We start from the raw sequence: 25690 nt of genomic DNA, 5'->3' as shown, positions 1-25690 counted from the left end.
GTCGTGCAGCAGGAGGGTAGACTTGAGGTTCCGCCAGCGGCCATCACCGTAACGAATGCCGACATCCATTCTCGGCAACAGCTAACGAACCGGCTGCTGTTATCTGCATCGGAAGCACGCCGCCAAACCTCACACACGCGATGATGTGAACTTCTGTTTCACATCACTAACGCGGGACATCACAGGGGGCTTCGTCAAAGCGGACGCGCGCAGCATGGATATCCGAATAGCGACGGTCGGCCCAATCGATGAGGCTCGCCATCGGGTCCAGCAGGGATTGGCCTAGCGGGGAAAGGCGATATTCAACGCCCGGCGGCTTGGTCGGAAAGACATGGCGGGTGATAAGTCCGTCGCGCTCCAAGTCGCGCAGCGTCTGTGTGAGCATGCGCTTCGAGATGTCGCGGATGGCTCGGCGAAGCTCGCCGAAGCGCTGCGGTCGCGTCGCGAGGGTCATGATCATGAGTATGCTCCACTTGTCGCCGATGCAGTCGAGCACGTCGCGCACCGGGCAATGCACGGGCTCTACTGACTGGGCGTCGTCCGATTGATATCGGCTGAATCGCTCGATCGCGCTCAATGCGTCGCTCATGCCGGTCCCCTTTTTCTCTCCTGGTTACAAAAAACTGCTTCCTTACGGTGCAGGTCTGCGGTCTCTATGTGAGACCTACCCTAGAATATAGGCCATTGAGCACCCGGAGAATACGCATGTTTCTAGTCACTGGAATTACAGGAAAAGTCGGCGGCGCAACGGCCAGGCATCTATTGGCGCAAGGTAAGAAAGTACGCGCGCTGGTTCGCGACCGCGGGAAGGCGGCAAGCTGGACGGACCAGGGCGTGGAACTGGTGGACGGCGACTGGAACGACACGGCCGCCATCGAGCGGGCGCTCAAGGGCGTCGACGGCGCGTTTGTAATGTTGCCGGCCGTCTGGGCCCCCTCGCCGGACTTCAAGGAAGCCAAGGGCGTCATCGCGAACTATGTCGAGGCGCTGACCAAGGCCCCGCCGCCGCGAGTCGTCGGGCTCTCGTCAATGGGGGCGAACAGAACCAGCGGGCTGGGGATGATCACGGCCCTGTCGTTGCTGGAGCAAGGCTTTCGCAAACTGACATCGCCGACCGCCTTCGTGCGCGCCGGCGGGTTTTTCGAGAACTTCCTTTACGGCCTGCACGTCGCCAAGGGCGGCACGCTCCCCGTCTACTACAACCCGACCAACCGGAAATCGACCATGGTCGCGACGAACGACATCGGTGCCGAGGTGGCGACGCTGCTGACCGGGCCGGCGTGGTCGGAGCATCGCGCCATCGAACTTGGTTCGATGGTCAGCGCGGATGAAGTCGCAGCGCAACTGGGCGATGTCATGCAGCGCGAAGTCCACGCCTTCGCTGTCCCGCGGGCGGAGTGGCCGGCAGCATTCGAGCAGTTCGGCATCCCGAAGGGCCAAACCGGACCGGCTGAAGCGATGTTCGACGCCGTCAACGCGGGCTGGATGGACGTCGGCGTAGCGGGCACGGAGCGCGTCGCCGGCACAACGCTTCCCCGCGATGTCTTCGCAGCGGCCCAGAAGGCCGCCACGGCTTAGGTCCGCGGATCAGCGATGAGATGCGACTTTCGGACCTGTTCCGGAAATTCGCATCTCCTTCGGAATGAATGCGTCGCGGCCGGCCGTCTCTCCGCGACGCCCTAATCAGAAAAGGATGGACAAATGTCAAAGATTTCCTGGCGCCTAGTCTCGGCCTTGGCGCTTGCAGCTTTCTTCGTTGTGGGATCGCTCAGCAACTTCTTCGCCCCTGGGTCTATCTACGAAGAATATCTGCGGTGGGGATACCCGTACTGGTTCCATTTCGTAACCGGATCGCTGGAACTCACGACCGCCGTTCTGCTGGCGCGGGCACGGACGCGGCTGTGGGGCTCGGCGCTCGGCTGCGCCGTGATGTTGGCGGCGCTCGCGACCGTCACACTCCACGGCGAATACGGGCACGGGGTGGCGCCGCTTGTCGTAGCGGCACTATCGATAGTAGTTGGCTGGATCGCCTGGCGGAGAGCGGCTCCCCAGCTCGGCATGACTGACGCCACTGGAGGGCGAGGGAAGGTTCGCCTGCAAGCGTTCACAGGTGAAACGGGATGGCCCCACCTAACCGCCACGCCACTGACAGCTAGCGCTCGCACCGCCTGTGGCTGCGCCCTAATGAGTCCGCGTCCCAGCTAGTGACGCCTGGTCGCTGGTTGCACGAAAAGGCGAGCAGCACCTGTCGTTTGCACTCATATTGGGCAAACTGTCTGCCTTTGTATGCAACGTGCTTGGCCGGACTTTGCTGCCAATGCAATGTTTTGCCTTGAATTTCAATTGCTTAATTCGGAATAAGATTCCGTTAAGGGTTGCACAAACCTTGCGATCCCTGTTCCAAAGCTATTTTCCAAAAAGACATTTGGAGCATCACATGAAACGTCGCGATTTCCTCAAATCGGTGTCCGGATTGGCAGCGGGTGCGCTGGCGCCGACCGCGCCCGCGATCTAGTCGCCGGCCAAGGCCGACGCCCGTTCCGAAACGCTGCTGATCGTCTCCGAGGGCGGTCCCAACAACCTCGATATCCACGGCATCGGCACCAACGTGCCCGGCTATGAGGTGTCGTGGAATTGCTACGACCGGCTGATCAGTCACGAGATGAAAAGCGGTCCGGGTGGCGTGCCCTATTACGACCGCGACAAGTTCAAGGGTGAGCTCGCCGAGGACATGAAGATCGACGACATGTCGGTCACCTTCAAGCTGCGCAAGAACGCCAAATTCCATGACGGCACGCCGGTCACGGCGAAGGACGTCAAATGGTCGCTCGACCGCGCCGTCTCGGTCGGCGGCTTCCCGACCTTCCAGATGAGTGCAGGCTCGCTGACCAAGCCCGAGCAGTTCGTCGTCGTCGACGATATGACGGTGCGCGTCGACTTCCTCAGGAAGGACAAGCTCACGATCCCCGATCTCGCGGTGATCGTGCCCTGCGTCGTCAATTCCGAGCTCGTCAAGAAGAACGCCAGTGAAAAGGATCCCTGGGGTCTCGAATTCACCAAGCAGCAGACCGCCGGCTCCGGCGCCTACAAGGTGACCAAATGGACCGCCGGTACCGAAGTGGTCATGGAGCGCAACGACGATTGGGTCTGCGGTCCGTTGCCGAAGATCAAGCGCGTGATCTGGCGGATGGTGCCGCAGGCCGGCAACCGCCGTGCGCTGCTCGAGCGCGGCGATGCCGATATCTCCTACGAACTGCCGTTCAAGGACTTCCAGGAGATGAAGGCGAATGGCAAGCTCAACGTGGTCTCGCTGCCGTTCTCCAACGGCATCCAGTATATCGGCATGAACGTGACCAAGCCGCCGTTCGACAATCCCAAGGTGCGGCAGGCGATGGCCTACGCGATGCCGTATCAGAAGATCATGGATGCGGTGCTGTTCGGCCTCGCCAACCCGATGTTCGGCGCAGCAAAGGACAAGCCGACCGAGGTCGCCTGGCCGCAGCCGACGAAATACGACACCGACATGGAGAAAGCCAAGGCGCTGCTCGCCGAGGCCGGCTACGCCAACGGCTTCGAGACCACGATCTCGTTCGACCTGAATTTTGCTGGCGTCAATGAGCCGCTCTGCGTGCTGGTGCAGGAGAGTCTGGCGCAGCTCGGCATCAAGGCCACGATCAACAAGGTGCCCGGCGCCAACTGGCGCACCGAGCTGAACAAGAAAGAAATGCCGCTGTTCACCAACGTGTTCTCGGGCTGGCTCGATTACCCCGAGTACTTCTTCTACTGGTGCTATCACGGCAACAATTCCGTCTTCAACACCATGAGCTACAAGTCGCCGGAGATGGACAGGCTCATCGACGGCGCGCGCACCGCTGCCGCAGCCGGCGACACCGCGGCCTACGATTCCGACGTCAAGGGCTTCGTCGATCTCGCCTACGCGGACATCCCGCGCATCCCGCTCTATCAGCCCTTCGTCAACGTCGCGATGCAGAAGAACATCTCGGGCTACCAATACTGGTTCCACCGCCGCCTCGACTACCGCGCCATGGCGAAGGGGTGAGGCTGTATGGAGATGATTGGCGGTGTATCGGCGTATGCAGGTGAGGTGAGCACGTCTCTCTGGCTCCCTCCCCCCTTGCGGGGGAGGGTTGGGGAGAGGGGTAAGCCACATATTCGTAAGGACGAAACCAAGCGAGATCGCGCCAACCGATTTCGCCACGTCGCAGGCGGCTCAGCGCAAGCTCGATTCCATCTCGCAATGGAGCAAGCAGCACCCCTCTCCCCAACCCTCTCCCGCAAGGGGAGAGGGAGCCCTGCCAGTCCCGTTGCGGCTTTCGCTCACGTCAGGAGCGGCCCATGCTGACCCTGATCGGCAAGCGGCTGCTGTTCGCGATCCCGTCCCTGATCGGGGTTGTGATCGTGACGTTCCTCTTGACGCGCGCGCTGCCGGGCGATCCCGCGGCGTATTTTGCAGGGCCTGCGGCAACCAAGGAGGCGGTCGACCAGATCAGGAAGAAGCTCGGCTTCGACAAGCCGCTGATCGAGCAGTTCGTCCGCTACAGCAACGATCTCGCCCATGGCGATCTCGGCACCTCGCTGACCACCGGGCAGCCGGTCGCCGCCGAACTGCGCAATCGCCTGCCGGCATCGGCCGAGCTCACTCTGCTTGGCCTCGTCGTCTCGATCGTGATCGCGATCCCGCTCGGCGTGCTGGCGGCGACGCGGCCGGGCTCCTGGATCGACCATCTCTGCCGCATCACCACGACGGCCGGCGTCTCGTTGCCGGTGTTCTTCACCGGGCTCGTGCTGGTCTACGTGTTCTATTTCCGGCTTGGCTGGGCGCCGGCGCCGCTCGGCCGGCTCGATGTGTTCTATAGCGCACCGCCGACGGTCACCGGCTTCTATCTCATCGACACGCTGATCGCGCGCGACTTCGAGGCGTTCCGCTCGGCGCTGAGCCAGCTGATCCTGCCGGCGGTGACGCTCGCGATCTTCTCGCTGGCGCCGATCGCGCGCATGACGCGCGCCTCGATGCTGGCGGTGCTGGCCTCCGATTTCGTCCGCACCGCGCGCGCCAGCGGCCTGTCGCCCGGCAAGGTGATCGTCACCTATGCCTTCCGTAACGCGATGCTGCCGGTCATCACCACGCTCAGCATGGTGTTCTCCTTCCTGCTCGGCGCCAACGTGCTGGTCGAGAAGGTGTTCGCCTGGCCCGGCATCGGCTCCTACGCGGTCGAGGCGCTGATCGCGTCCGACTTCGCGCCGGTGCAGGGTTTCGTGCTGACCATGGCGGTCATGTACGTGCTGCTCAATCTCCTGATCGACATCCTCTATGGCGTGATCGATCCACGCGTCAGGCTCGAAGGGTAGGGAGGACAGATGAGCAGCGTAGCCCCCACTGTTGAGCCGGTCGGTCCCGCACGCACCTCGGGTCTCGCCGCGGTCATTGAGCAAACCCGTTACGTGCTCAGCGAGAACAAGGTCACCGGCTTTGCCTTCGCGCTGCTGATCGTGATCCTGTTTGCCGCGCTGTTCGGGCCCTACGTGGTGCCGTACGATCCGCTCGCCTCGGACACCGCGGCGGCATTGAAGCCGCCGTCCGCCGCACACTGGTTCGGCACCGATCAGCTCGGCCGCGACATCTTCAGCCGCGTCATTGTCGCGACACGGCTCGACACCTTCATCGCGGTGGCTTCGGTCGTGCTGGTGTTCCTGATGGGCGGGCTCGCCGGCATCGCCGCCGGCTATTTCGGCGGCTGGACCGACCGCATCGTCGGCCGCATCGCCGATACCATCATGGCGTTTCCGCTGTTCGTGCTGGCGATGGGCATCGTCGCGGCGCTCGGCAACACCGTGCAAAACATCATCATCGCGACCGCGATCGTGAACTTCCCGCTCTATGCCCGCGTCGCGCGCGCCGAGGCCAATGTCCGCCGCAACGCCGGCTTCGTGCAGGCGGCGCGGCTCTCCGGCAATGGCGAATACCGCATCCTGCTCGGGCACATCTTGCCGAACATCATGCCGATCATGATCGTGCAGATGTCGCTGACCATGGGCTATGCCATCCTCAACGCCGCGGGCCTGTCCTTCATCGGCCTCGGTGTCCGGCCACCGACCGCGGAGTGGGGCATCATGGTTGCCCAGGGCGCCGGCTTCATGGTGTCGGGCGAGTGGTGGATCGCGCTGTTCCCGGGCCTTGCGCTGATGATCGCGGTGTTCTGCTTCAACCTGCTCGGCGACGGCCTGCGCGACATCGTCGACCCGCAGCGGAGGACCTGATGACTGTCTCGGCACGGTGTCGCGCTACCTCTCCGCTACTTTGCATGGGGTTGTTTTGCGGATTTTTGGATGACGCATCGCATGGGGGGAGGCGCGCATGACCGCCCAGCCGCTGCTCGACGTCAGCGACCTCACGGTCGAGTTCACCACCCGTCGCGGCATCGTCAAGGCGGTGCAGCACGTCAACATCTCGGTCGGCAAGGGCGAGACCGTCGGCATCGTCGGCGAGTCCGGCTCCGGCAAGTCGGTGACTTCGTACGCGGTGATGCGTATCCTCGATCGGGCCGGCCGGATCGCCGACGGCTCGGTGATGTTTTCCGGCATCGACGTCAAGGCGGCGAGCGAGAGCCAGATGCGCGATCTGCGCGGCCGCGAAGTCTCGATGATCTTCCAGAATCCGCGCGCCGCCCTCAATCCGATCCGCAAGGTCGGGCATCAGATCGAGGATGTGCTGCGCCAGCATATCCAACAGGCGCAGGTCACCGATCGCGGCGAGAAGGCGATCGAGGCGCTGGAGCAGGTCAAGATCGCGCGCCCGCGCGAGCGCTATCACGCCTATCCGTTCGAACTCTCAGGCGGCATGTGCCAGCGCGTCGTCATCGCGCTGGCACTCGCCTGCAACCCGCAGCTTCTGATCGCCGACGAGCCGACCACCGGCCTCGACGTCACCACCCAGAAGGCGGTGATGGATTTGATCGTCGAGCTGACCCGGCGCCGGTCGATGTCGACCATCCTCATCACGCATGATCTCGGCCTCGCCGCCGCTTATTGCGACCGCGTCGTGGTGATGGAGAAGGGGCGCGTGGTCGAGACCGCGAAGTCGGCCGACATTTTCGCGTCGCCACAGCACGACTACACGAAGAAGCTGATGCGCGCGACGCCGCGGGTCGGCGTGTCGCTGCGGGATTTGTTGCCGGAAGAGGGCTCCCTTGCCTCTCCCCGCGTGCGGCAGGGGAATCGCATATGGGGTTTCGCTGGCTATTGCATTGTAAGGCAACACCGATTCTGAAGACGACTCCCGGATTAAGGAGGGGGTCGGATGAAGAAGTTCAAGACGGCCTTTCGGCGGTTGCCGGACCCGCGCGCGGACAATGCCAGGCACGATCTGTTGGAAGTGCTGTTCATCGCACTGGCGGCGATGCTGTGCGGGGCGGAGTCGTGCTCGGACATGGCGGACTTCGGGCAGTCGAAGGAGGAGCTGTTGCGGCTCTTTCTTCGCCTGGAGCATGGCATCCCAAGCCACGATACATTCAGTCGGGTGTTCCGCCTGCTCAAACCGCAGGCCTTTGAGTGCGCATTTCGTCGCTTCATGGCGGCCTTTGCCAAGGCCAACCGCATCAAGCTGACTGGGGTCGTGGCGGTTGACGGCAAGGCCCTGCGCGGGGCCTACGAACGCGGCGGCAAGGCCACCCCGCTGCACATGGTCAACGTCTTTGCGGTGGATGCCCGCATGGCCTTGGCTCAGCAAAAGGCATCTGGTCGCAACGAGACGGCGGGCGCTCTGGAGGTACTGGACCTTCTGTCGCTGGAAGGCTGCATCGTTACCGCCGATGCGCTGCATTGTACCCGCGCCTTTGCGGCTACGGTGCGCGAGCGCGGCGGCGACTATGTTCTGGCGATCAAGGCCAACCGCGGGCGCTTGTTCACCGCGGTGACCCAACAATTTGCGCGATCGGGCAAGCGCAGCACAGCCGAGCAGATCGACCCTTCCACCCACGATCGACGCGAAGTGCGACGTGCCACAGTCATGCGCAATACCAGTTTGGCGGACCTCTATGGCTTCCCAGGGGCCGCCGCGATAGGGCGCATCACCTCGCGCAGACGCCTGCGGAAGCAGCGCGCCGATGCGCCTGTCGTGCGTCACTATCTCCTGTCCAAATACATCGCTCCCAAGCGGCTGCTCCACGTCACTCGCAGCCATTGGGGCATCGAGAACCAACTCCATTGGGTGCTCGACGTCCATTTTGCCGAGGATAGCAACCGCTCACGCTGCGACCATGCGCCCGAGAACCTTGCCATTCTGCGCAGGCTCGCCCTCAACATCCTGCGAACTCACCCGGATCCAGCCTCCCTGCGGCGCAAAATTAAGCGCGCCGGCTGGGACAATGCCTTCCTCATGGCAGCCCTCAGCCATATGCGATAGCCCTGCCGCGTGCGGGGAGAGGCCGACACGCTCGGCAGCGCACTTGCGCGCCAGAGCGTGGCGGGTGAGGGGGACTCTCCGAATACTGTGCTCGCGGATATAGCCCCTCACCCCAACCCTCTCCCCGTAAAGAACGGGGAGAGGGAGCAGAAGCAGCCCCTCCTGTCAGTCGAAAAACTCGTCAAGGAATATCCCCGCCAGGGCGCGGGCTCGGTGCTGGCAAAACTGTTCGGTCGCAAGCCGCCGGTCGAGGAGGAGATCTTCCGCGCCGTCGACGGCATCAGCTTCTCGATTGATCACGGCGAGAGCGTCGGGCTGGTCGGCGAGTCCGGCTGCGGCAAGTCGACGACGTCGATGATGGTGATGCGGCTGCTGGATCAGACCTCCGGCCGCATCATGTTCGACGGCGAGGACATCGGTGGCATCATGCCGCAGTCCTTCGCGCGGCTGCCGCGGCGCAGCCAGATCCAGATGGTGTTTCAGGATCCGACCGACAGCCTCAACCCGCGCTTCACCGCGGCGCGCGCCATCGCGGACCCGATCATGCAGCTGGGCGACATCAGGGGGCGCGACGCGCTCCGCGACCACTGCGAGGAGCTCGCGCGGCTGGTCGGCCTGCCGGTCAATCTTCTGGACCGCTTTCCGCACCAGCTTTCCGGCGGCCAGAAGGCCCGCGTCGGCATCGCGCGCGCGATCGCGCTGCACCCGAAGCTCGTCATCCTGGACGAGCCGACCGCGGCACTTGATGTTTCGGTGCAGGCGGTGGTGCTCAACCTGCTGCAGGACCTCAAGCAGTCGATGGGCATGAGCTATCTGTTCGTGTCGCACGACCTCAATGTGGTGCGCCTGCTGTGTGATCGCGTCATCGTGATGCGCATCGGCCGCATCGTCGAGCAGGGCGCGTCCGAACAAGTCTTGGGCAATCCGCAGGATGCCTATACAAGGGAGCTGCTGACGGCGATCCCGCATCCGCCGTTGCCGGTTGCTTGAGAAACTTATTGGGAGCGAAATGGCCGACCATCTCGACGACTACATGAACGCCGTCGCCAGCGCGATGGCGTTGCCGCTGGAAGACGCCTGGCGTCCCGCGGTGCGCGCCAATCTCGAGGTCTCGCTGCGGTTGGCGCGGCTGGTCGATGACTTCCCGCTGCCGGACGAGATCGTGTCCGCCGCGATCTATTCGACCTGAGACCGCGATGTCCGAAACTCCTGCTTCCATGTCGGCCGCCGAAATCGCGCAGGCCGTATCAAGCCGCAAGATGACGGCTCTCGCCGCGACCGAAGCTGCGCTCGCGCGCATCGCGGCGCATGACAAGGTGCTCAACTCCTTCACTGACGTCACCGCCGATCGTGCACGCGCCAGGGCCAGGGCAATCGATGCCGCGATCGCGGCGGGCCAGTCGGTCGGCCCGCTCGCCGGCGTTCCCTTCGCGGTGAAGAACCTGTTCGACGTGCAGGGGCTCTCGACCCGCGCCGGCTCGAAGATCAACCGCGACCTGCCGCCGTCGCCGCGCGATGCCGCGTTGATCGAGCGGATGGAAGCCGCCGGCGCCGTGCTGGTCGGCGCGCTCAACATGGGCGAATACGCCTACGACTTCACCGGCGAGAACGTGCATGACGGCCCGTCGCGCAATCCGCATGACCCGACGCGGATGACCGGCGGCTCCTCGGGCGGCTCGGGCAGCGCCGTCGGCGGCGCGCTGGTGCCGATTGCGCTCGGCTCCGATACCAACGGCTCGATTCGTGTGCCGTCGTCGTTCTGCGGCACCTTTGGCCTGAAGCCGACCTATGGCAGGTTGTCGCGCGCGCGGTCCTATCCGTTCGTCGCGAGCCTCGACCATCTCGGTCCGCTGGCGCGCAGCGTGAAGGATCTCGCGCTCGCCTATGACGCGATGCAGGGGCCTGATGCCGATGATCCGGCCTGCATCGTGGGATCGGTTGAGCCGACCGTGCCGCTGCTTGCCAATGACGTCGGCCGGCTGCGCGTTGCGATCGCCGGCGGCTATTTCCAGCAGAACGTGTTTCCGGAGGCGACTGAAGCGGTCGCACGCGTGGCGAAGGCGCTCGGTGCCACGCAGACAGTGGAGCTGCCGGAGGCGGCGCGCGCCCGCGCCGCGGCCTTTATCATCACCACGACCGAAGGCGCCGCACTGCACCTCGATCGGCTGCGCAAGCGTCCCAACGATTTCGATCCGGCGGTTCGCGACCGCTTCATCGCGGGCGCGATGGTTCCGGCCGTCTATGTCGACAAAGCGCAGAAATTCCGCCGCTGGTTCCGCGCCAAGGCAGCGGAGCTGTTCCAGTCGGTCGACGTGATCCTGGCGCCGGCAACGCCGTGCACCGCGCCGAAGATCGGTCAGGTCAATTTCACGCTCGATGGCGTCGAGCTGCCGGTGCGGGCCAATATCGGCATCCACACCCAGCCGATCTCCTTCATCGGCCTGCCGGTCGTGGCTGTGCCGGTGCCGCTTGAACCGATGCCGATCGGCGTGCAGATCATCGCAGCGCCGTGGCGCGAGGATATCGCGCTGCGGGTCGCCTACGCGCTGGAACAGATGGGCGTTGCTGCGGCACCCGCACCGAGAGGGCTCTGATATGGATATCGATCTTCCCGACGTGGTCGCCGAGGTCACCGCGCAGTTCCAGCGCTACGAGAAGGCGCTGATCTCGAACGATGTCGCGGTGCTCGACGAGCTGTTTCGCAACGACAGCCGCACGCTGCGTTACGGCATCGGCGAGAACCTTTATGGCTACGCCGAGATCATGGCGTTTCGTGCCGGGCGCTCGCCGGTCGGCCTGATGCGCAAGATCGAGCGCACCGTGATCACGACCTATGGCCGCGACACCGCGATCGCCTCGACGCTGTTTTACCGGGACAGCACACCGGGTAGGGTGGGGCGGCAGATGCAGACGTGGATTCGCTTCCCCGAGGGCTGGAGAATCGTGGCTGCCCATGTCAGCGTCATCGACGAGCCCAAGGGCACTTGAACAAGGGCGTTTGAACTGGACTGCTTGAAAGGGCGCTTGAGGCATGAGCCTGGACGATCTTCCGACGCGGATGCCGCCGGGCGCCGAGCCCGACGCGGCCGTGCGTCGCGTCGATCGCCCGTCGTCGCTGACCGACAAGATCACCCGCGCCGAAGAGCTGCGGCTGCAACTCGCCGACGAGATCGTGCGCGGCACGCTGCCGCCGGGCGCCGGGCTCGACGAGACCGACCTCGCGCGCCGGTTCAACGTCTCCCGCACGCCGGTGCGCGAGGCGCTGCGGCAGCTTGCCGCCAGCGGCCTGATCGATGCCCGCGCCCATCGCGGCGCGGTGGTGGCGCGGCCGTCCCTTGAACGGCTCACCGGCATGTTCGAGGCGATGGCCGAACTGGAGGCGATGTGCGCCGGCCTTGCCGCCGAGCGGATGACGCCGGCGGAGCGCCGCGCGCTGGAAGCGGTCCACGAGGAGCTGCGGGTCTTGAGCTACACCGGCAATCCCGAGCGCTTCCACGAGGTCAATGAACGCTTCCACAACGCGATCTACGCCGGATCGCAGAACGCCTATATCGCCGAGATCACCCTGGCGACGCGCGTGCGCGTGCAGCCGTTCCGCCGCGCCCAGTTCCGCAACCTCGGGCGGCTGGCAAAATCGCATGCCGAGCACGACCGCGTCGTCGTCGCCATCATGCGCGGCGACAAGCCAGGTGCCGCCGCCGCAATGCGCGCCCATATCGAACAGGTGCGTGGCGAATACGAGACCTACGCGGTGTCGGTGTAGGTCTCTCAACTCGCACCGCCTGGCGGTGGGATGCCCCTCTCCCCGCAAGAGCGGGGCGAGGGAGCGCATCTCCGCTGCGGCTATATTTTCGCCTTCTCCGCCATGAACGCCCGCCAGCCGCCGTAGGCGGAAATATCCTTCGCGCCGTTGATCGCGGCAGGCTCCACGATAAAGCCCTTGGCCTGCCGTCCGTCGGCGAGCCTGATGGTGCCGATCGACAGTGGCGGCGGGATCGCGGCGACGAATTTTCCGAACGCGGCCGGCGACATCGCCCAGAGCTCGAGCTTGATCGCGTGACCCGCGCCCGGCTCGATGCGCAGCATGCCGGGCTTCGGCGGCGTGGTGTCGAGTGCGTAGAGCCTGTAGTCCGGCGCGGTGACCGCCTCCTCCAGCAGGCGCGTATCGAGCGTCGTCAACTCATGGTTCAACGCCATGCCGGACAGATGCGCGCCGACCACTGCGATGGTGATCTCGTCGGCCCCGGCCTGCGCCGGTACTGCGGCAAGCGGCGGCTGCGGCAGCGACTTGGCGCCGATGGCAAGTCCGGTGTCGGCGTGGAACACGCGGCCGATGCCGGCAAGCTCGGCGTCGCGGCCGGCGGGCGCGAGCAGCGTGATGCCGAACGGCGCGCCGTCGGGCCGCATCGCCGCCGGCAACGCCAGGCCGCAGAGATCGAGCAGATTGACGAAATTGGTGTAGGTGCCGAGCCGCGAGTTGAGCTCGATCGGGTTGGCCAGCACGTCAGCGGTGGAATAGACCGTCGGCGCCGTCGGCAGCACGATCGCATCACACTGCGCAAAGGTGCGCGCGGCGACACGGCGCAGCGCCTGCAGGCGATACAGCGCGGAGAACGTATCGGCCGCCGTGAGCCGCGCTCCGCCGATCGTGATCTCGCGCGTTACCGGGTGGATTGCTTCGGGCGACGACGCCAAGAGGTCGCGGATCACGAGATAGCGCTCGGCGACCCAGGGGCCCTCATAAAGCAGCCGGGCGGTTTCGTAGAACGGCTCGAGATCGAACTCGACGAGGTCGGCGCCAAGCGACTGCCAGCGCTTGCATGCCTCGCCATAGGCCTTCTCGGCCTCGCGGTCGCCGAAGAAGATCAGCTGGCCGCTTTTGGGAATGCCGAGCTTCAGCCTGGCCGGAAACGTCGCGAGCGGTGCCAGCGGCCGGTCGCGCGAGAACGGATCGGCGTCATCCGGCCCGGCCATCACGGCGAGCGCGGCCAGCGCGTCGTCGATGGTCAGCGAGAACACCGAGATGCAGTCGAGCGTTCGGCACGCAGGCACGAGTCCCGCGTTCGAGATCATCCCGAGGCTCGGCTTGAGGCCGACGATGTTGTTGAGCATCGCCGGTACGCGGCCGCTGCCCGCGGTGTCGGTGCCAAGCGACAGCGGCACCAGTCCCGCGGATACCGCGACCGCGGAGCCCGAGCTCGATCCGCCCGGCACGAGATCGCCGCGCAGCGGATTTTTGGGAATGCCGTAGGGCGAGCGCACGCCGACCAGGCCGGTGGCGAACTGGTCGAGATTGGTCTTGCCGATGATGATGGCGCCGGCCGCACGCAGTCGGGTGACCGCGGTGGAATCCTGCGCCGGCATGTAGGAGAAGGCCGGGCAGGCCGCGGTGGTCGGCAGGCCCTTGACGTCGATATTGTCCTTCACGGCGACCGGCACGCCGTAGAGCGGCAGCGTCGGGTCGGTGAGGCGCCCGGCTTCGGCGAGCGCCTCCTTTTCGTCGCGCAGGCTGATGAAGATGGCGGGATCGTTGTGCTCGCGGATGCGCTGGTAGCTGCGCGCCACGGTTCGGGCCGGCGTCATGGTCCCGGCGCGATGCGCGGCAACGATCGCAGCGACAGTTTCAGTCACGTGGTTGGCCCCGTCTGTTGAGCGGGAAGGCATCGGATGCCCTCCGCGAGGGAATTGCAGCCTGATCGAAGCAAGCAACGTGCCATTGTGTACAATTCACCTGCGCTCGCGTCACGGCAGATTATTACACAATATCAATTGCTTGAAATGGTCGTTGGAACTTATGCAGACCCGTCCGCGAATGCCTCTGCTTAATTTAAAGGCAGATCTGATCAAGCCGAAATCTGAGCCAGAGGTCAGGTGAAGCAGGCAAGGATCTGCAGCAGCCGCTCGCGGTTTTCCTTGCCGATCTTCTCGGCGACATGCCGCTCGTGCTCGGCGGCGAGCCGCTTGAACTGGGCCAGCGCAGTCTTGCCGCGCGCGGTCAAATGCAGCGCGTGGGTGCGACGATCAGTGGCGGAGGGGATGCGGCTGACGAAGTCGCGCTCCTCCAGGCTGTCGAGCAGATGCACCAGCCGCGCGCGCTCGATCCCGAGCCGCTTGGCCACCGCCATCTGGCTCAGGCCCGGATTGGCCCCGATCACGGTCATGACCGAATATTGGGTGGGACGGATATCGGCGGCGGCCAGCGTCTTGATGAAGTCCTGGAAGATCCAGAGCTGGAAGCGCCGCACCGCGTAACCGGCGTGACCGGCCAGCGCGTCGAGGCCGATCTCGTCGCCGTTGTCGCCGCGATGTGCCCGGCCGTTCGCCGCCCGCACCTGGGGGCGGCGGATTGCCGCTGCCGTTCCTGCCGCCTTGCGCGACGTCTTTTGCTGGCTTGCCATGGCGGCGATGCTAGCGCGCCCGCGGCCTAAGGGAAAGATTGTTGTTGACGACAACAATCGATGTCCGCAACATTATCGCCAAAGAGCCCGGCCGGGACCGCGATGCTGCACGATGTTGCAGTGCGGTCCCGCAAGATACGGGCGAGGAGGAAATCATGACGATGGCCGCCGCCAGCGCAGACAATCCGCACCGCCTGTTCGCGACGCCCGCGATCGTTGCTGACCGCCGCGATGACGGCAGCATCCTGGTTCGATCCACCACGCCGCTGAAGCAAGGCGCCCGCTGCATCGGCGACTGGCTGGAGCACTGGGCGCGGCAGGCGCCGGATCGCATCTTCCTCGGCGAGCGCGCCAGTGCCGAGGCGCCCTGGAGCACCGTCACCTATCGCGATTCGCTCGATATCGTGCGGCGGGTCGCATCGTGGGTGCTGGCGCAAGGGCTGACCGCCGAGCGGCCACTCGTCATTCTGTCCGACAACGGCGTCGATCACGCGCTGTTTGCGCTAGCCGCCCAGCACGTCGGCGTGCCTTCGGCCGCGATCTCGCCGGCCTATTCCTTGATGTCGCGGGATTTCGATAAGCTGAAGAGCATGATCAATCTGCTCGATCCCGGCGCGATCTATGTCACGGGCACAAAACCGTTCGCGTTGGCGCTTGCCGCGATCAAGCCGCTGCATCGGGCGACCCTCGTCAGCGGTAACCCTGACGATGCCGACGCGCTGGCGTTCCGCACCATCCCGGCGACGCCGGAAGCGCCCGAGATTGCAAAAGCCTTCGCGGCGGTGACGCCGGACACGATCGCAAAATTCCTGTTCACCTCGGGGTCAACAGGCACGCCAAAGGCCGTGATCAACACCCAGCGCATGCTGACCTCGAGCCAGCAGGCCAAGGCGCAGACCTGGACGTTCCTCGATCAGTCCGGTGGCGAGCTTGTGATCCTGGACTGGCTGCCCTGGAGCCACACCTTCGGCGCCAATCACAATTTCAATCTGGTGCTGCGCAACGGCGGCACGCTCTATATCGACGGCGGCAAGCCGGCGCCCGGCCTGTTCGCGACCTCGCTCGCCAATCTGCGCAGCGTGGTGCCGACGGTCTATTTCAACGTGCCGCGCGGCTTCGACATGCTGATCGCGGCGCTCCGCACCGATGACGAACTGCGCCGAAAATTCTTCGAGGGCACCAAATTCGCCTTCTATGCCGGCGCGGCGCTGCCGCAGAATCTGTGGGACGCGCTCGAGGAGTTGTCGCTGCAAACCGTGGGGCGGCGCTTGCCGATGGTGTCGGCCTGGGGCTCGACCGAAACCTCGCCGCTCGCGACCGATTGCCACTTCCTCGCCAAACGCTCCGGCAATATCGGCGTACCGATCCCCGGCACCGAACTGAAACTCGTCCCGTCGGGCGACAAGCTCGAGGTGCAGGTGCGCGGGCCCAATGTCACGCCGGGCTACTGGAAGGCGCCCGGGCTCACCGCCGAGGCGTTCGACGACGAGGGCTTTTACAAGATCGGCGACGCCGTCACCTTCGCCGATCCTGACAGGCCCGATCTTGGCCTGTTCTTCGACGGCCGCGTCGCCGAGGATTTCAAGCTCAATTCAGGAACCTGGGTCAGCGTCGGCACCCTGCGTGTCGCGGGCATCGCGGCACTGGCCCCGCTTGCGCACGACATCGTCGTCACCGGTCATGGCCGCGACGAGGTGCGGTTCCTGGTGTTTCCGAACATTGCCGCCTGCCGCGCACTGGCGGAACTTTCCGAGAGCGCCGACGTGCGTGACGTGATCAGCCATCCTGCGATCCGCTCCGCGATCGGACAGAGGCTCGCAAGGCTGAAGGCGCAAGGCGGCCATTCTTCCGGCCACGCCACCCGTGCACTGCTGCTTGCCGAGCCCGCCTCGGTCGATGGCGGGGAGATCACCGACAAGGGCTACATCAACCAGCGCGCCGTGCTGACGCGCCGCGTCGCAGCAGTGGCGGTCCTGGAGGACGACGCGTCGGCCGAGCCGATCGCCTGCGCGGGCTCGTGACGTGATTTGTACCGGTAGGGTGCTGGCAGGGCGCCACGTACACCGCCGTCGTCCCTGCGAAAGCAGGGACCCATACTCCGCGGCCGACGTTGTGTACAAAGGTCGTCGTTCCGCTGGCGCGCAATAATCAGCATTGGTGGTTATGGGTCCCGGCTCGGAGGCCGGGACGACACCGAGTTTGTGGAACGTCTGGCGGACCATACACTTGAGCCGTCCGCACCGGTTCCCCGGAGCCTTGCCCCGCAAGGGTTCGTATTTTTAGTTGCCATGGCAACTAAGCTGTGCGAGTTTCCGTGCCAATCGGGACAGGGCCGGTCAACGGCCACGCGTTTGGGAGGAAAATATTGCGCAGCAGCGCGCGAGCAGCACGCATGGAAGACCGGGCGAATATCGCGGTGGCGCAGGGTCCCGCCGTACGGTCAGGTCGTGCTTTGCCCGGTCACGGCGCCGAGATTCTCGTGCAACCGGCGCAACAGGTCGATCAGCACCTCGCGCTCGTCCTTCTTCAGGCACGACAGCAGCCGCCGCTCGCGCTCCAGCGCCGCGACGATCACCCTGTCATGAATGGCGCGGCCGCGCGCGGTCAGCGTGATCGAATGGGTGCGGCCGTCGTCGGGCGCCGTGCGGATCGTCAAAAGCCCGCGCTTCTGCAGCGCCGCGAGGTTGCGGCTGACCGGGCCCTTGTCGAAGCCGATCACCTGGCAGATCCGCGAGGCTGGAATCCCCGGCTCGATCGCCAGTTGCGAGATGATTCGCCACTCGGTGACGTTGACGCCAAAGTTCTTCTGGTAAAAGGCGGTGGCGCTGTTCGACAGCTTGTTGCCGATGAAGGTGATGAACGCCGGCACATAGCGGTTGAGGTCCAGCAGCGGGCCGTCAGTGGCGTCTGCGGGATCGGCCGGTCTCGGCCGGCGGGGCTTTCGGGGGAGGGGCTGGCTGCTCATTTCTCAAATCATCGCTTCGAAACTGCTCGGGAGCAATAGACATGCGGCCCGTGTTGACAAGATCAAACCTCGGGAGGTCCCGATGACTGCAACGGCAGGGACGTCCGTCCCGCATCTCGACGTCGATCCGTTCGCGCTCGAATTCTTCGCCGATCCGTTCCCGACCCACGCGGCTGCGCGAGGCCGCACCCGTGGTCTATCTCGACAAGTTGAACGTCTACGGCGTGGCCCGCTATGCCGAGGTCCATGCGGTCCTGAACGATCCCGCGACCTTCTGCTCCAGCCGCGGCGTGGGCCTCAGCGACTTCTCCAAGGAGAAGCCGTGGCGGCCGCCGAGCCTGATCCTCGAGGCCGACCCGCCGGCGCACACCCGCACCCGCACTGTGCTGAGCACGGTGCTGTCGGCGACCGTGATGAAGCAGCTTCGCGGGCGGTTTGCCGCCGCTGCGGAGGCCCGCGTCGATGCGCTGCTGGAGAAGCGCAGTTTCGACGCGATCGAGGACCTTGCGGAAGCCTATCCGCTGTCGATCTTCCCGGATGCGCTGGGCTTGCGGCCGGAGGGCCGCGAGCATCTGCTGCCTTACGCAAGCCTGGTGTTCAACGCCTTCGGGCCGCCGAACGAGCTCCGCAAGCAGGCGATCGAGCGCTCGGCGCCGCATCAGGCCTATATTGCCGAGCAATGTCAGCGCGACAATCTCACCCCGGGCGGCATCGGCGCCTGCATCCACGCCCACGTCGATAGCGGTGCCATTACCGCGACCGAGGCGCCGCTCCTGGTGCGCTCGCTGCTATCGGCCGGTCTCGACACCACCGTCAACGGCATCGGTGCCGCCGTCTACTGCCTTGCCCGCTTCCCCGACCAGTTCGAGAGGCTGCGCGACGACCCGACCCTGGCGCGCAACGCTTTCGAGGAAGCCGTGCGGTTCGAAAGTCCGGTCCAGACTTTCTTCCGTACCACGACCCGCGACGTCGAGCTCAGTGGCGCCAGCATCCCCGAAGGCGAGAAGGTGCTGATGTTCCTGGCTGCGGCCAATCGTGATCCGCGCCGTTGGGACAAGCCCGATAGCTACGACATCACGCGTCGTACGTCGGGCCATGTCGGCTACGGTTCGGGCATCCATATGTGTGTCGGCCAACTCGTCGCCCGCCTCGAAGGCGAAGTGATGATGGCGGCGCTGGCGCGTCGTGTCGCCAAGATCGAAATCACTGGCGAGCCGAAGCGCCTTTTCAACAACACACTGCGCGGGCTCAACAGTCTGCCCGTCGAGATCACGCCGGCCTGACGAGACGCTCAATACCGGCAAAAGGTTGGTTGAGGAAACATGGGAGTGGATAGGATGAGAGGCTTCGGGGTTGGGCGATTTAGGATTGGTCTGGCGCTGGCACTGGCCTGCGCCGCAGGCAGCGCACGCGCGGAGATTTCCGGCGATGTGGTGCGCGTCGGCGTGCTCAACGACATTTCCGGCATCTTCCAGGACACCAACGGCATGGGCTCGGTGGAAGCCGCGCGCATGGCGGCGGAGGATTTCAACGGCGGCGGCAAGGGCATCAAGGTCGAGATCGTCTATGCCGATCACCAGAACAAGGCCGACGTCGGATCTGCGATCGCGCGCAAATGGCTCGATGTCGAAGGCGTCGATGCCATTGTCGACGTGCCGAACTCGGTCGTCGGGCTCGCGATCAACACCATCCTGCGCGACTCGAGGATGACGTTCCTGGCGTCGTCGACCGCAAGCTCCGACCTTACCGGCAAGGCCTGCTCGCCGAACACCATTCAATGGGTCAACGACGCCTGGGCCACCGGCAACACCACGGCGGCTGCGATGATGCAGCGTGGCGGCAAGGACTGGCATTTTGTGACCGTCGACTACGCACTCGGCAAAGGCATTGAAGCCGAAGCGACGAACTACATCGAGAAGCACGGCGGCAAGGTGCTCGGATCGAGCAAGCATCCGCTCGGCACGTCGGACTTCGCCTCCTTCCTGCTCCAGGCGCAGAACTCGAAAGCAAAAGTGATCGGGCTCGCCAACGCCGGCGGCGACACCATCAACGCGGTGAAGCAGGCGGCCGAGTTCGGCATCCAGCAGGGCGGCCAGACCATGGTCGCGTTCCTGCTGTTCGTGAACGACGTCCACGGCATGGGCCTGAAGGTCGCGCAGGGCCTGCAGCTGCTCGAGGCCTTCTACTGGGACATGAATGACGACACCCGCGCGTTCGCAAAACGCTTCGCCGCACGTCCCGGCATGAACGGCAAGATGCCGAGCGGCAACCAGGCCGGCGTCTATGCCGCGACGCTCGCCTACCTCAATGCGGTCGCCGCGACCGGCAGCGACGACGCCAAGGCCGTGGTGCCGCAGCTGAAGACCTTCAAGGGCATGGACAGACTGTTCGGCGAGACCGCGATCCGCCAGGACGGCCGTGTCGTCCATCCGATGTATCTGTTCGAGGTGAAGAAGCCGGAGGAGTCGAGATACCCCTACGACTATTACAAGCTGATCGCGACCATCCCGGCCGATCAGGCCTTCCGCCCGCTGGCCGATGGCGGCTGCTCGCTGGTGAAGTGAGCTCTTCGCCGCGAACACCGCTGCGCCCCCTCTCCCGCGCAACTCGGGTTTACCCGAGTTGCGCTGTCTAATCTTCGAAGTCGGAAAAATCCGACTTCGATTGGGAGAGGGCCGGGGTGAGGGGTCTCTCTCCACACGGCGTACCGCTTGGATAGACCGCAACCCCTCACCCGGATCGCATTTCGCTCCGCTCCATGCAATCCGGCCTCTCCCACAAGGGGAGAGGCGGACCGAATATGCCGTGCGAGAATCGCTCTCTTCGCTACGCCGCCTTCGGACTCGCTGCACCGTCCGTCACCTTCACCCGCGCCAGCATCTCGGCCGCCGTCATCACATGTGCCGTGGAGAACGCGAGGATCGTGAGCGTGGCGCGATGCACCTCGTCGGCCGACAGGGCGCCCTGGCCGACATCCGGATAGTCGAACGTGCCTGTCGCATCCGACAGGAAGACGACCTTGTAATTGTGGAACATGGCGTCCCGCGCGGTGGCGTGGCAGCAGTTCTCGGTCGTCGTCCCTGAGATGATGACCGTCGTGATGCCCCATTCGCGCAGGATGAGGTCGAGATCGGTGGCGAAGAACGCGCTGTAGCGGTGCTTCTTGATGACGTGCTCGCCAGGCGCGGGTCGAGGTCATTGAAGATCTCGACGCCCGCGGTGCCGTCGACCAGCGACGACCGGTCGGCGATCGGCGAATAGAGATCGTCATAGAGCCCCATGTCGCTGCCGTCGCGGCGGTGCACATGCGCGGTGTAGATGACGCGGATGCCCTTGTCGCGACAGGCTTTCAGCGTCTGCGCCAGCCGGGGCACCATGGCGGCGGCTTGCGCGGAACGCAGCTTGGCGCCCTCGGCTACGAAATCGTTCTGCATGTCGACAACGATCATGACGGTTCTGGCCGGATCGATGATGTCGCATTGGTAGCCCATGTGGTGTCTCCTCTCCTAAAGGGAGGTATTTCTACATCCCCCGCGGCGGCCGTTCTTGGCTGCGCCGGCCATTCGCTGGCCTCTGCTTGCCAGAACCGGACGGCAGACGCAGAATATCCCGCTGCAGGGTTGGGCGGGAGCAAGGTCCGATGCAGACCCCAGATCACACAATCGTCGCGCAAACGCTTGTCGCGCCAGGTGACAGTTTCGACCGCTGGCATCACGTCACCTGCCGCGAGTTCTCGTTGACCGAATGCCGCCGGGTCGCCGACGAGGCGTTTGCCGCGTCGATCTCGATCCGCAATTTTGGCCCGCTTGCGATCAACGACATCTGGTCGTCGACCCCGGCGGCCGACCGCATCCGGGTGGTGCGCAGCGCGAGCGACGTCCGCAGGGACCCGCGCGACTATTTCATGCTGTGGCTCACGTTGCGCGGCGAGGTCGGCTTTGCACAAGGGGGACACGAGGTGCAGATGCGCCGCGGCGATCTCATGCTCCATGACCAGGCGCAGCCGTTCACGCTCGAATTCGCCCCGAGCGCGCGTTCGATCATGGTGTCGATCCCGCGGCCGCTGCTGCTCGCGCGCCTGCCGGATGCGCACCGCCTGACGGCACGGCGGGTCGGTAATGATTCGAAAGTGGGAGCGCTGGCAGGATCGTTGATCCGCCAGTTGACGCGGCTCGATGATGCGGCGGGACCGGCTGCGATACGGCTCGGCGCCTCGGCGCTCGACATTTTCGCGACGACGCTGCAGACCGAGCTGACGGATGACATGCCGCGGCACGGTGATGAACGGCTGGCGCGGGTCAAGGCCTACATCCTCGCCAATCTCGACGATTCCGAGCTCGATCTCGATGCGATGGCCGCGGCGCAGCACGTGGCGCCGCGGACGCTCAATCGCCTGTTCGCGCGCGAGGGAACGACGCCGATCCGCTGGCTCTGGCAACAGCGTCTCGCCGGCGCCTATCAGGCGCTGGCCGAACGGCGCTTCACGCACGTCACCGATGTCGCGTTGAGCTTCGGCTTCAGCGACGTCTCGCATTTCAGCCGCGCCTTCAAGGCCGCGTTCGGCCGCTCGCCCCATCAGGTGATGGGGTGACGCGTGGAGCGACCTTTCGTTACGGTGCGCAAGAGAAACTCGACGTCGCGGTCACCGGTCCAGTCTTGTAGTGCGGCCAGGCCGGCCAGCGGCACAGCGGCAGCGCGCGCAGTGTCTCGAAGCCTGGCGCCTGCACCTTCTGCTCCGTCACTTCCAGATCGGCGGGGGCCATGCCGTTCTCGACCCAGTCGACCAGCACCGCCAGCATGTCGACATTCGCCGGCGCGCCGGAGCCGACATGGTCGACGCCGGGCGCGGTGTAGAGCCGCGCGAACTCCGCCGTTTTGTCCTTGCCGAGCGTCTTCTCGACAGTCTCGAAATAGCGGATGCCGGCATAGGGGCTTTGCGCGTAATCGGCCATGTGCTCGAGGATCACGAGCTTGCCGCCATGGGTGTGGAAGCGGCTGAGATCCGGATCGGTTGAATCCATCAGCGCGGAGACCTGCCGCACGCGATCCTTGTAGTCCTCCGGCCTGTAGGTCGTGACGTCGAGTTTTGGATCGCGCGCGAAGACATACTGGATTCCGCCGGCGCCGTAGATCCAGGCGATGCCGTTGGTGGGCGCGGGCGGTTGCGCCGGCGCCGTGGTGCCGAGCCACCACGCCTTCCATCCGCCGGTCGGGCCGAATGCCGGTGTGTTCTCGCCGGACACGCCCCAGCCCGGATAGTCGTCGAGCCCGTTGGCGAGCGGGAACGAAAATTTGTAGGTCGCATGCAGCGTGTCGATCGCCGCGATCTGCTTGTCGGTCAGGCAGTCGTCGCCGCTCTGGCCCGCCGCGCATGCCAGCGAGGCCGGCTTGAACGCCGCCTTGCAGCCGACTGGATCCTGCACCAGCGCGTCGTCGGAGCCGTCCTGCCTGTCGCAGGCCTTCAGCACGGCATCGGCGACGAGCTTGACCTGCGCCGGTTGGATCCAGCCGTCGCCCATCGTGACAAGGCCCGAGCGGGTGCCGGCATGCTGCAGCCCCACCCAGTTGATCACGGGTACGCGCGCGAAAATGCCATCGAAATCGTCGGGGTAGCGCTGCGCCATGGTCAGCGCCTCGCGGCCACCTTCGGACGATCCCATGAAATACATCCTCGCCGGCGGTTTGCCGTAGGCGCGCACGACAAGCGCCCGCGCCGCGTCGCGCACCTTCTTGTAGGCCTTGTGCGAAAAGTTCTCGAACGCCTCGTCGTTGAGCGCGAACAGCTGCGGCGGCTCGCCGGGCTTCGACTCGTGGCCGGAATCGGTGCCGACGGTCGCGAAGCCGAGCGCCAGCGGCGAGGCCTTGTCGAACGGATAGGCCGGCGGCAGGCCGAGGCCGCTGATCAGCACGCCGTTGAAGCCGCCGCCGCCATATTGCAGCGAGCGGCCGTTCCACTCCACCGGCAAGTTGACCTCGAATTTGATCGGCGGCGCCGTGGGATCGGCGGGATCGATATGGGCGAGCACCTTGCAGAAGGCGGGATTGGCCGGGACGACGCGGCCGGCCGGTGTCGGTCCTTTCTCAACGACTGCGAGCGGCGATGGTGCCTGGAGCACCGCGCTATCGATCTTGATCGCGCCATCGGCGGGGCCGGTAAGTCCGCTACAGGTCGCCGCGGGATCGGCGAGCATCTGCGCCGCCGCCGCGTCGCCTGCGAATGACGTCAGCGTGACAAGCGAGGCCGCAAGCGCCCATGCGCGCGCATCGATCTGCATTGTTTCCTCCCTGCAATAATTGTTGCCGTGGCAAGTATTTCATGCGAGGGGTCGGTGCACAATGGTTGGATGGGCCCTGTATGCCAGCAGGCATTCCGTCATCCCCGCGCAAAGGCTCCGCCTTTGTCGCTGGAGGTGCGAGCCTTGCGGCGCACTTGCGCCGCTGGGCGAGCCTCGAAGGATGCACGGCCACTAGCGGGGCCGTCGACCCTTCGAGGGCCGCCGAAGAGGCGGCCACCTCAGGGTGACGGTTCAAATTGCTTGAGGCGCGGAGGCTGCGCCGAGGCGCGCCTACTGCGCGACCTTGCTGCTGCCTTGGGTGATCAGCCGTGCGGCGCGCTGGTCGCGGGTGTGAATCCAGAGCCAGTTCATCGCCACGGCGATCCGGTGGCGCACGCCGATCAGGAAGTAGATGTGGGCGAGGCCCCAAATCCACCATGCCAGTGAGCCGCGGAGCTTGAGCCAGCCGAAATCGATCACCGCCTTCTTCTTGCCGATTTGCGCGAGGCTGCCGGCGTGCTTGTAGCGGAACGGCGGGAGCGTCCTGCCATCGAGCCGGGCCTTGATCAGTGCGGCGACGTAGCGCCCCTCCTGCTTTGCGGCCGGCGCAATGCCGGGCACCGGATTGCCGTCGGGGCCCTTGATCGTGACGGTGTCGCCGACGGCGAAGACGTCGGGATGGCCCGGCACGGTGAGATCGGACTCGACCTGTAGCCGATGAGCGCGATCGGCCGGCGCGTTCAGCCACTCGGCGGCGCGCGAGGCGCGCACGCCGGCGGCCCAGACGATGGTGCGGGCCTCCAGCCTCTTGTCCCCGAACACCACGCCGTCGGCCGAGCATTCGGTGACCGGCGCGCCCAGCATCACCTCAACGCCGAGTCTTTCCAGCGACGCTTGCGCATAGGCCGACAGGTCGTCGGGAAAGCCGGCCAGCACGCGCGGCCCGGCTTCGATCAGCACCACGCGCGCCTTGCGCGTGTCGATGTGGCGGAAGTCCTGCGGCAGTGTGTCCTTGGCGAGGTCAGCGATGGTGCCGGCCATCTCGACGCCGGTCGGCCCGGCGCCGATGATGACGAAGGTTAGCAGCGCCGCACGCTTGTCCGGATCGGTCTCGCGCTCGGCGCGCTCGAACGCGACCAGAATGCGCCGCCTGAGCGTGGTGGCATCCTCCAGCGTCTTCAGGCCGGGCGCGAACGGCTCCCATTCGTCATGGCCGAAATAGGCGTGGCGCGCGCCGGTGGCGAGGATCAGCGTGTCGTAGGGTATGCTGCCGCCGTCATCGAGCTGTACCTGCTTTCCGGCCGCATCGACGCCGCAGACATTGGCAAACAGCGTCGTCACCTCGGGCCGGTCGCGCAGGAGATAGCGGATCGGCCAGGCGATCTCGCTGGTCGCAAGCGATGCGGTCGCGACCTGATAGAGCAGCGGCTGGAACAGATGGTGGTTGCGGCGGTCGATCAAGGTGATCTCGACCGGCGCGCCCGAAAGACCGAAAGCGGCTTCCAGCCCGCCGAAGCCGGCGCCGACGATCACCACGCGATGAGGTTTGGCCGGCGCTTGCGTCATGAGATGTCGCTCTCGGTTCCGAACGGCTTCGTCATTTGATTATGTAGTCATTCGCAGCCTCATT

General features: G+C 65.3%; 18 protein-coding genes and 5 pseudogenes. 16 read left to right on the top strand and 7 right to left on the bottom strand.

Annotated features, from left to right (window positions below):
- Positions 1–166 precede the first annotated feature (166 nt).
- The gene (locus tag HAP54_RS08980) at positions 167–589 is read right to left on the bottom strand and encodes a winged helix-turn-helix transcriptional regulator (protein ID WP_166299437.1); all 423 of its coding nucleotides are present in this window, start codon (positions 587–589) and stop codon (positions 167–169) included.
- 116 nt (positions 590–705) lie between these two features.
- On the opposite strand from HAP54_RS08980, the gene HAP54_RS08975 reads away from it, so the two are divergent.
- The 12 genes and pseudogenes from HAP54_RS08975 to HAP54_RS08920 all read left to right on the top strand — a co-directional run bounded on the left by HAP54_RS08975 (position 706) and on the right by HAP54_RS08920 (position 12185).
- A complete protein-coding gene (locus HAP54_RS08975) occupies positions 706–1578 on the top strand; it encodes an NmrA family NAD(P)-binding protein (RefSeq protein WP_166307601.1) in 873 nt (290 codons plus the stop codon).
- Between the two features lie 123 nt (positions 1579–1701).
- A complete protein-coding gene (locus HAP54_RS08970; RefSeq protein WP_166299436.1) occupies positions 1702–2205 on the top strand; it encodes a DoxX family protein in 504 nt (167 codons plus the stop codon).
- Between the two features lie 232 nt (positions 2206–2437).
- Positions 2438–4060: pseudogene (locus tag HAP54_RS08965) on the top strand (ABC transporter substrate-binding protein).
- A gap of 296 nt (positions 4061–4356) precedes the next feature.
- Positions 4357–5370: an ABC transporter permease gene (locus HAP54_RS08960; RefSeq protein WP_166299435.1), complete on the top strand. Its 1014-nt coding sequence runs from the start codon at positions 4357–4359 to the stop codon at positions 5368–5370.
- 9 nt (positions 5371–5379) lie between these two features.
- Entirely contained in the window at positions 5380–6279 is a 900-nt protein-coding gene (locus tag HAP54_RS08955; RefSeq protein WP_166299434.1) for an ABC transporter permease, read from the top strand.
- Between the two features lie 97 nt (positions 6280–6376).
- A pseudogene (locus HAP54_RS08950) lies at positions 6377–7219 on the top strand (ABC transporter ATP-binding protein); the annotation flags it as partial.
- Positions 7220–7318: 99 nt separating this feature from the next.
- Positions 7319–8422, top strand: a complete 1104-nt coding sequence (locus HAP54_RS08945; RefSeq protein WP_166297973.1) for an ISAs1 family transposase — start codon at positions 7319–7321, stop codon at positions 8420–8422.
- Positions 8423–8569: 147 nt separating this feature from the next.
- Positions 8570–9412, top strand: a pseudogene (locus HAP54_RS08940) (ABC transporter ATP-binding protein); the annotation flags it as partial.
- A 19-nt stretch (positions 9413–9431) separates the two neighbouring features.
- Complete coding sequence (locus HAP54_RS08935) at positions 9432–9611, top strand: DUF4089 domain-containing protein (protein WP_166299433.1); 180 nt, start codon at positions 9432–9434, stop codon at positions 9609–9611.
- Positions 9612–9618: 7 nt separating this feature from the next.
- Complete coding sequence (locus tag HAP54_RS08930; RefSeq protein ID WP_224741317.1) at positions 9619–11016, top strand: AtzE family amidohydrolase; 1398 nt, start codon at positions 9619–9621, stop codon at positions 11014–11016.
- A 1-nt stretch (position 11017) separates the two neighbouring features.
- Positions 11018–11410, top strand: coding sequence for an oxalurate catabolism protein HpxZ (hpxZ, locus tag HAP54_RS08925; protein WP_166299432.1), 393 nt, complete (start codon positions 11018–11020; stop codon positions 11408–11410).
- Between the two features lie 43 nt (positions 11411–11453).
- A complete protein-coding gene (locus HAP54_RS08920) occupies positions 11454–12185 on the top strand; it encodes a GntR family transcriptional regulator (protein WP_166299431.1) in 732 nt (243 codons plus the stop codon).
- An 80-nt stretch (positions 12186–12265) separates the two neighbouring features.
- Here the strand turns inward: HAP54_RS08920 and atzF are convergent, their stop codons facing one another.
- The gene (gene atzF, locus HAP54_RS08915) at positions 12266–14053 is read right to left on the bottom strand and encodes an allophanate hydrolase (protein WP_414646188.1); all 1788 of its coding nucleotides are present in this window, start codon (positions 14051–14053) and stop codon (positions 12266–12268) included.
- Between the two features lie 236 nt (positions 14054–14289).
- The gene (locus HAP54_RS08910) at positions 14290–14820 is read right to left on the bottom strand and encodes a MarR family winged helix-turn-helix transcriptional regulator (protein ID WP_166299429.1); all 531 of its coding nucleotides are present in this window, start codon (positions 14818–14820) and stop codon (positions 14290–14292) included.
- A gap of 161 nt (positions 14821–14981) precedes the next feature.
- On the opposite strand from HAP54_RS08910, the gene HAP54_RS08905 reads away from it, so the two are divergent.
- Positions 14982–16841 carry a feruloyl-CoA synthase gene (locus HAP54_RS08905; RefSeq protein ID WP_414646215.1) on the top strand — a complete coding sequence of 620 codons (1860 nt, stop codon included), beginning with the start codon at positions 14982–14984 and terminating at the stop codon, positions 16839–16841.
- Between the two features lie 419 nt (positions 16842–17260).
- Here HAP54_RS08905 and HAP54_RS08900 read toward each other — a convergent pair whose 3' ends face one another.
- Positions 17261–17785, bottom strand: coding sequence for a MarR family winged helix-turn-helix transcriptional regulator (locus HAP54_RS08900; RefSeq protein ID WP_224497025.1), 525 nt, complete (start codon positions 17783–17785; stop codon positions 17261–17263).
- 82 nt (positions 17786–17867) lie between these two features.
- On the opposite strand from HAP54_RS08900, the pseudogene HAP54_RS08895 reads away from it, so the two are divergent.
- Positions 17868–19068: pseudogene (locus HAP54_RS08895) on the top strand (cytochrome P450).
- 54 nt (positions 19069–19122) lie between these two features.
- Positions 19123–20349 carry an ABC transporter substrate-binding protein gene (locus HAP54_RS08890; RefSeq protein ID WP_224741955.1) on the top strand — a complete coding sequence of 409 codons (1227 nt, stop codon included), beginning with the start codon at positions 19123–19125 and terminating at the stop codon, positions 20347–20349.
- A 262-nt stretch (positions 20350–20611) separates the two neighbouring features.
- On the opposite strand, the pseudogene HAP54_RS08885 reads toward HAP54_RS08890, so the two are convergent.
- Positions 20612–21219: pseudogene (locus HAP54_RS08885) on the bottom strand (cysteine hydrolase family protein).
- A 206-nt stretch (positions 21220–21425) separates the two neighbouring features.
- Between HAP54_RS08885 and HAP54_RS08880 the strand changes: the two are divergent.
- Positions 21426–22376, top strand: coding sequence for a helix-turn-helix domain-containing protein (locus HAP54_RS08880; RefSeq protein WP_166299427.1), 951 nt, complete (start codon positions 21426–21428; stop codon positions 22374–22376).
- Positions 22377–22395: 19 nt separating this feature from the next.
- On the opposite strand, the gene HAP54_RS08875 is transcribed toward HAP54_RS08880, so the two are convergent.
- Complete coding sequence (locus HAP54_RS08875; RefSeq protein ID WP_224741956.1) at positions 22396–23976, bottom strand: tannase/feruloyl esterase family alpha/beta hydrolase; 1581 nt, start codon at positions 23974–23976, stop codon at positions 22396–22398.
- Positions 23977–24351: 375 nt separating this feature from the next.
- The gene (locus HAP54_RS08870) at positions 24352–25626 is read right to left on the bottom strand and encodes an NAD(P)/FAD-dependent oxidoreductase (protein ID WP_166299425.1); all 1275 of its coding nucleotides are present in this window, start codon (positions 25624–25626) and stop codon (positions 24352–24354) included.
- Positions 25627–25690 lie beyond the last annotated feature (64 nt).

The sequence above is a fragment of the Bradyrhizobium sp. 2S1 genome, assembly GCF_011516625.5.
Classification (GTDB): domain Bacteria; phylum Pseudomonadota; class Alphaproteobacteria; order Rhizobiales; family Xanthobacteraceae; genus Bradyrhizobium; species Bradyrhizobium septentrionale.
Note: the sequence above shows the minus strand (reverse complement) of the source record. Positions and strands in the feature narration are given on the sequence as shown.

What these genes read in the sequence shown, in the direction of transcription:
- HAP54_RS08980 (WP_166299437.1), bottom strand. Translation starts at nt 589, where the DNA reads ATGAGCGACGCATTGAGCGCGATCGAGCGATTCAGCCGATATCAATCG.
- HAP54_RS08975 (WP_166307601.1), top strand. Translation starts at nt 706, where the DNA reads ATGTTTCTAGTCACTGGAATTACAGGAAAAGTCGGCGGCGCAACGGCC.
- HAP54_RS08970 (WP_166299436.1), top strand. Translation starts at nt 1,702, where the DNA reads ATGTCAAAGATTTCCTGGCGCCTAGTCTCGGCCTTGGCGCTTGCAGCT.
- HAP54_RS08960 (WP_166299435.1), top strand. Translation starts at nt 4,357, where the DNA reads ATGCTGACCCTGATCGGCAAGCGGCTGCTGTTCGCGATCCCGTCCCTG.
- HAP54_RS08955 (WP_166299434.1), top strand. Translation starts at nt 5,380, where the DNA reads ATGAGCAGCGTAGCCCCCACTGTTGAGCCGGTCGGTCCCGCACGCACC.
- HAP54_RS08945 (WP_166297973.1), top strand. Translation starts at nt 7,319, where the DNA reads ATGAAGAAGTTCAAGACGGCCTTTCGGCGGTTGCCGGACCCGCGCGCG.
- HAP54_RS08935 (WP_166299433.1), top strand. Translation starts at nt 9,432, where the DNA reads ATGGCCGACCATCTCGACGACTACATGAACGCCGTCGCCAGCGCGATG.
- HAP54_RS08930 (WP_224741317.1), top strand. Translation starts at nt 9,619, where the DNA reads ATGTCCGAAACTCCTGCTTCCATGTCGGCCGCCGAAATCGCGCAGGCC.
- hpxZ (WP_166299432.1), top strand. Translation starts at nt 11,018, where the DNA reads ATGGATATCGATCTTCCCGACGTGGTCGCCGAGGTCACCGCGCAGTTC.
- HAP54_RS08920 (WP_166299431.1), top strand. Translation starts at nt 11,454, where the DNA reads ATGAGCCTGGACGATCTTCCGACGCGGATGCCGCCGGGCGCCGAGCCC.
- HAP54_RS08910 (WP_166299429.1), bottom strand. Translation starts at nt 14,820, where the DNA reads ATGGCAAGCCAGCAAAAGACGTCGCGCAAGGCGGCAGGAACGGCAGCG.
- HAP54_RS08905 (WP_414646215.1), top strand. Translation starts at nt 14,982, where the DNA reads ATGGCCGCCGCCAGCGCAGACAATCCGCACCGCCTGTTCGCGACGCCC.
- HAP54_RS08900 (WP_224497025.1), bottom strand. Translation starts at nt 17,785, where the DNA reads ATGAGCAGCCAGCCCCTCCCCCGAAAGCCCCGCCGGCCGAGACCGGCC.
- HAP54_RS08890 (WP_224741955.1), top strand. Translation starts at nt 19,123, where the DNA reads ATGAGAGGCTTCGGGGTTGGGCGATTTAGGATTGGTCTGGCGCTGGCA.
- HAP54_RS08880 (WP_166299427.1), top strand. Translation starts at nt 21,426, where the DNA reads ATGCAGACCCCAGATCACACAATCGTCGCGCAAACGCTTGTCGCGCCA.
- HAP54_RS08875 (WP_224741956.1), bottom strand. Translation starts at nt 23,976, where the DNA reads ATGCTCGCCGATCCCGCGGCGACCTGTAGCGGACTTACCGGCCCCGCC.
- HAP54_RS08870 (WP_166299425.1), bottom strand. Translation starts at nt 25,626, where the DNA reads ATGACGCAAGCGCCGGCCAAACCTCATCGCGTGGTGATCGTCGGCGCC.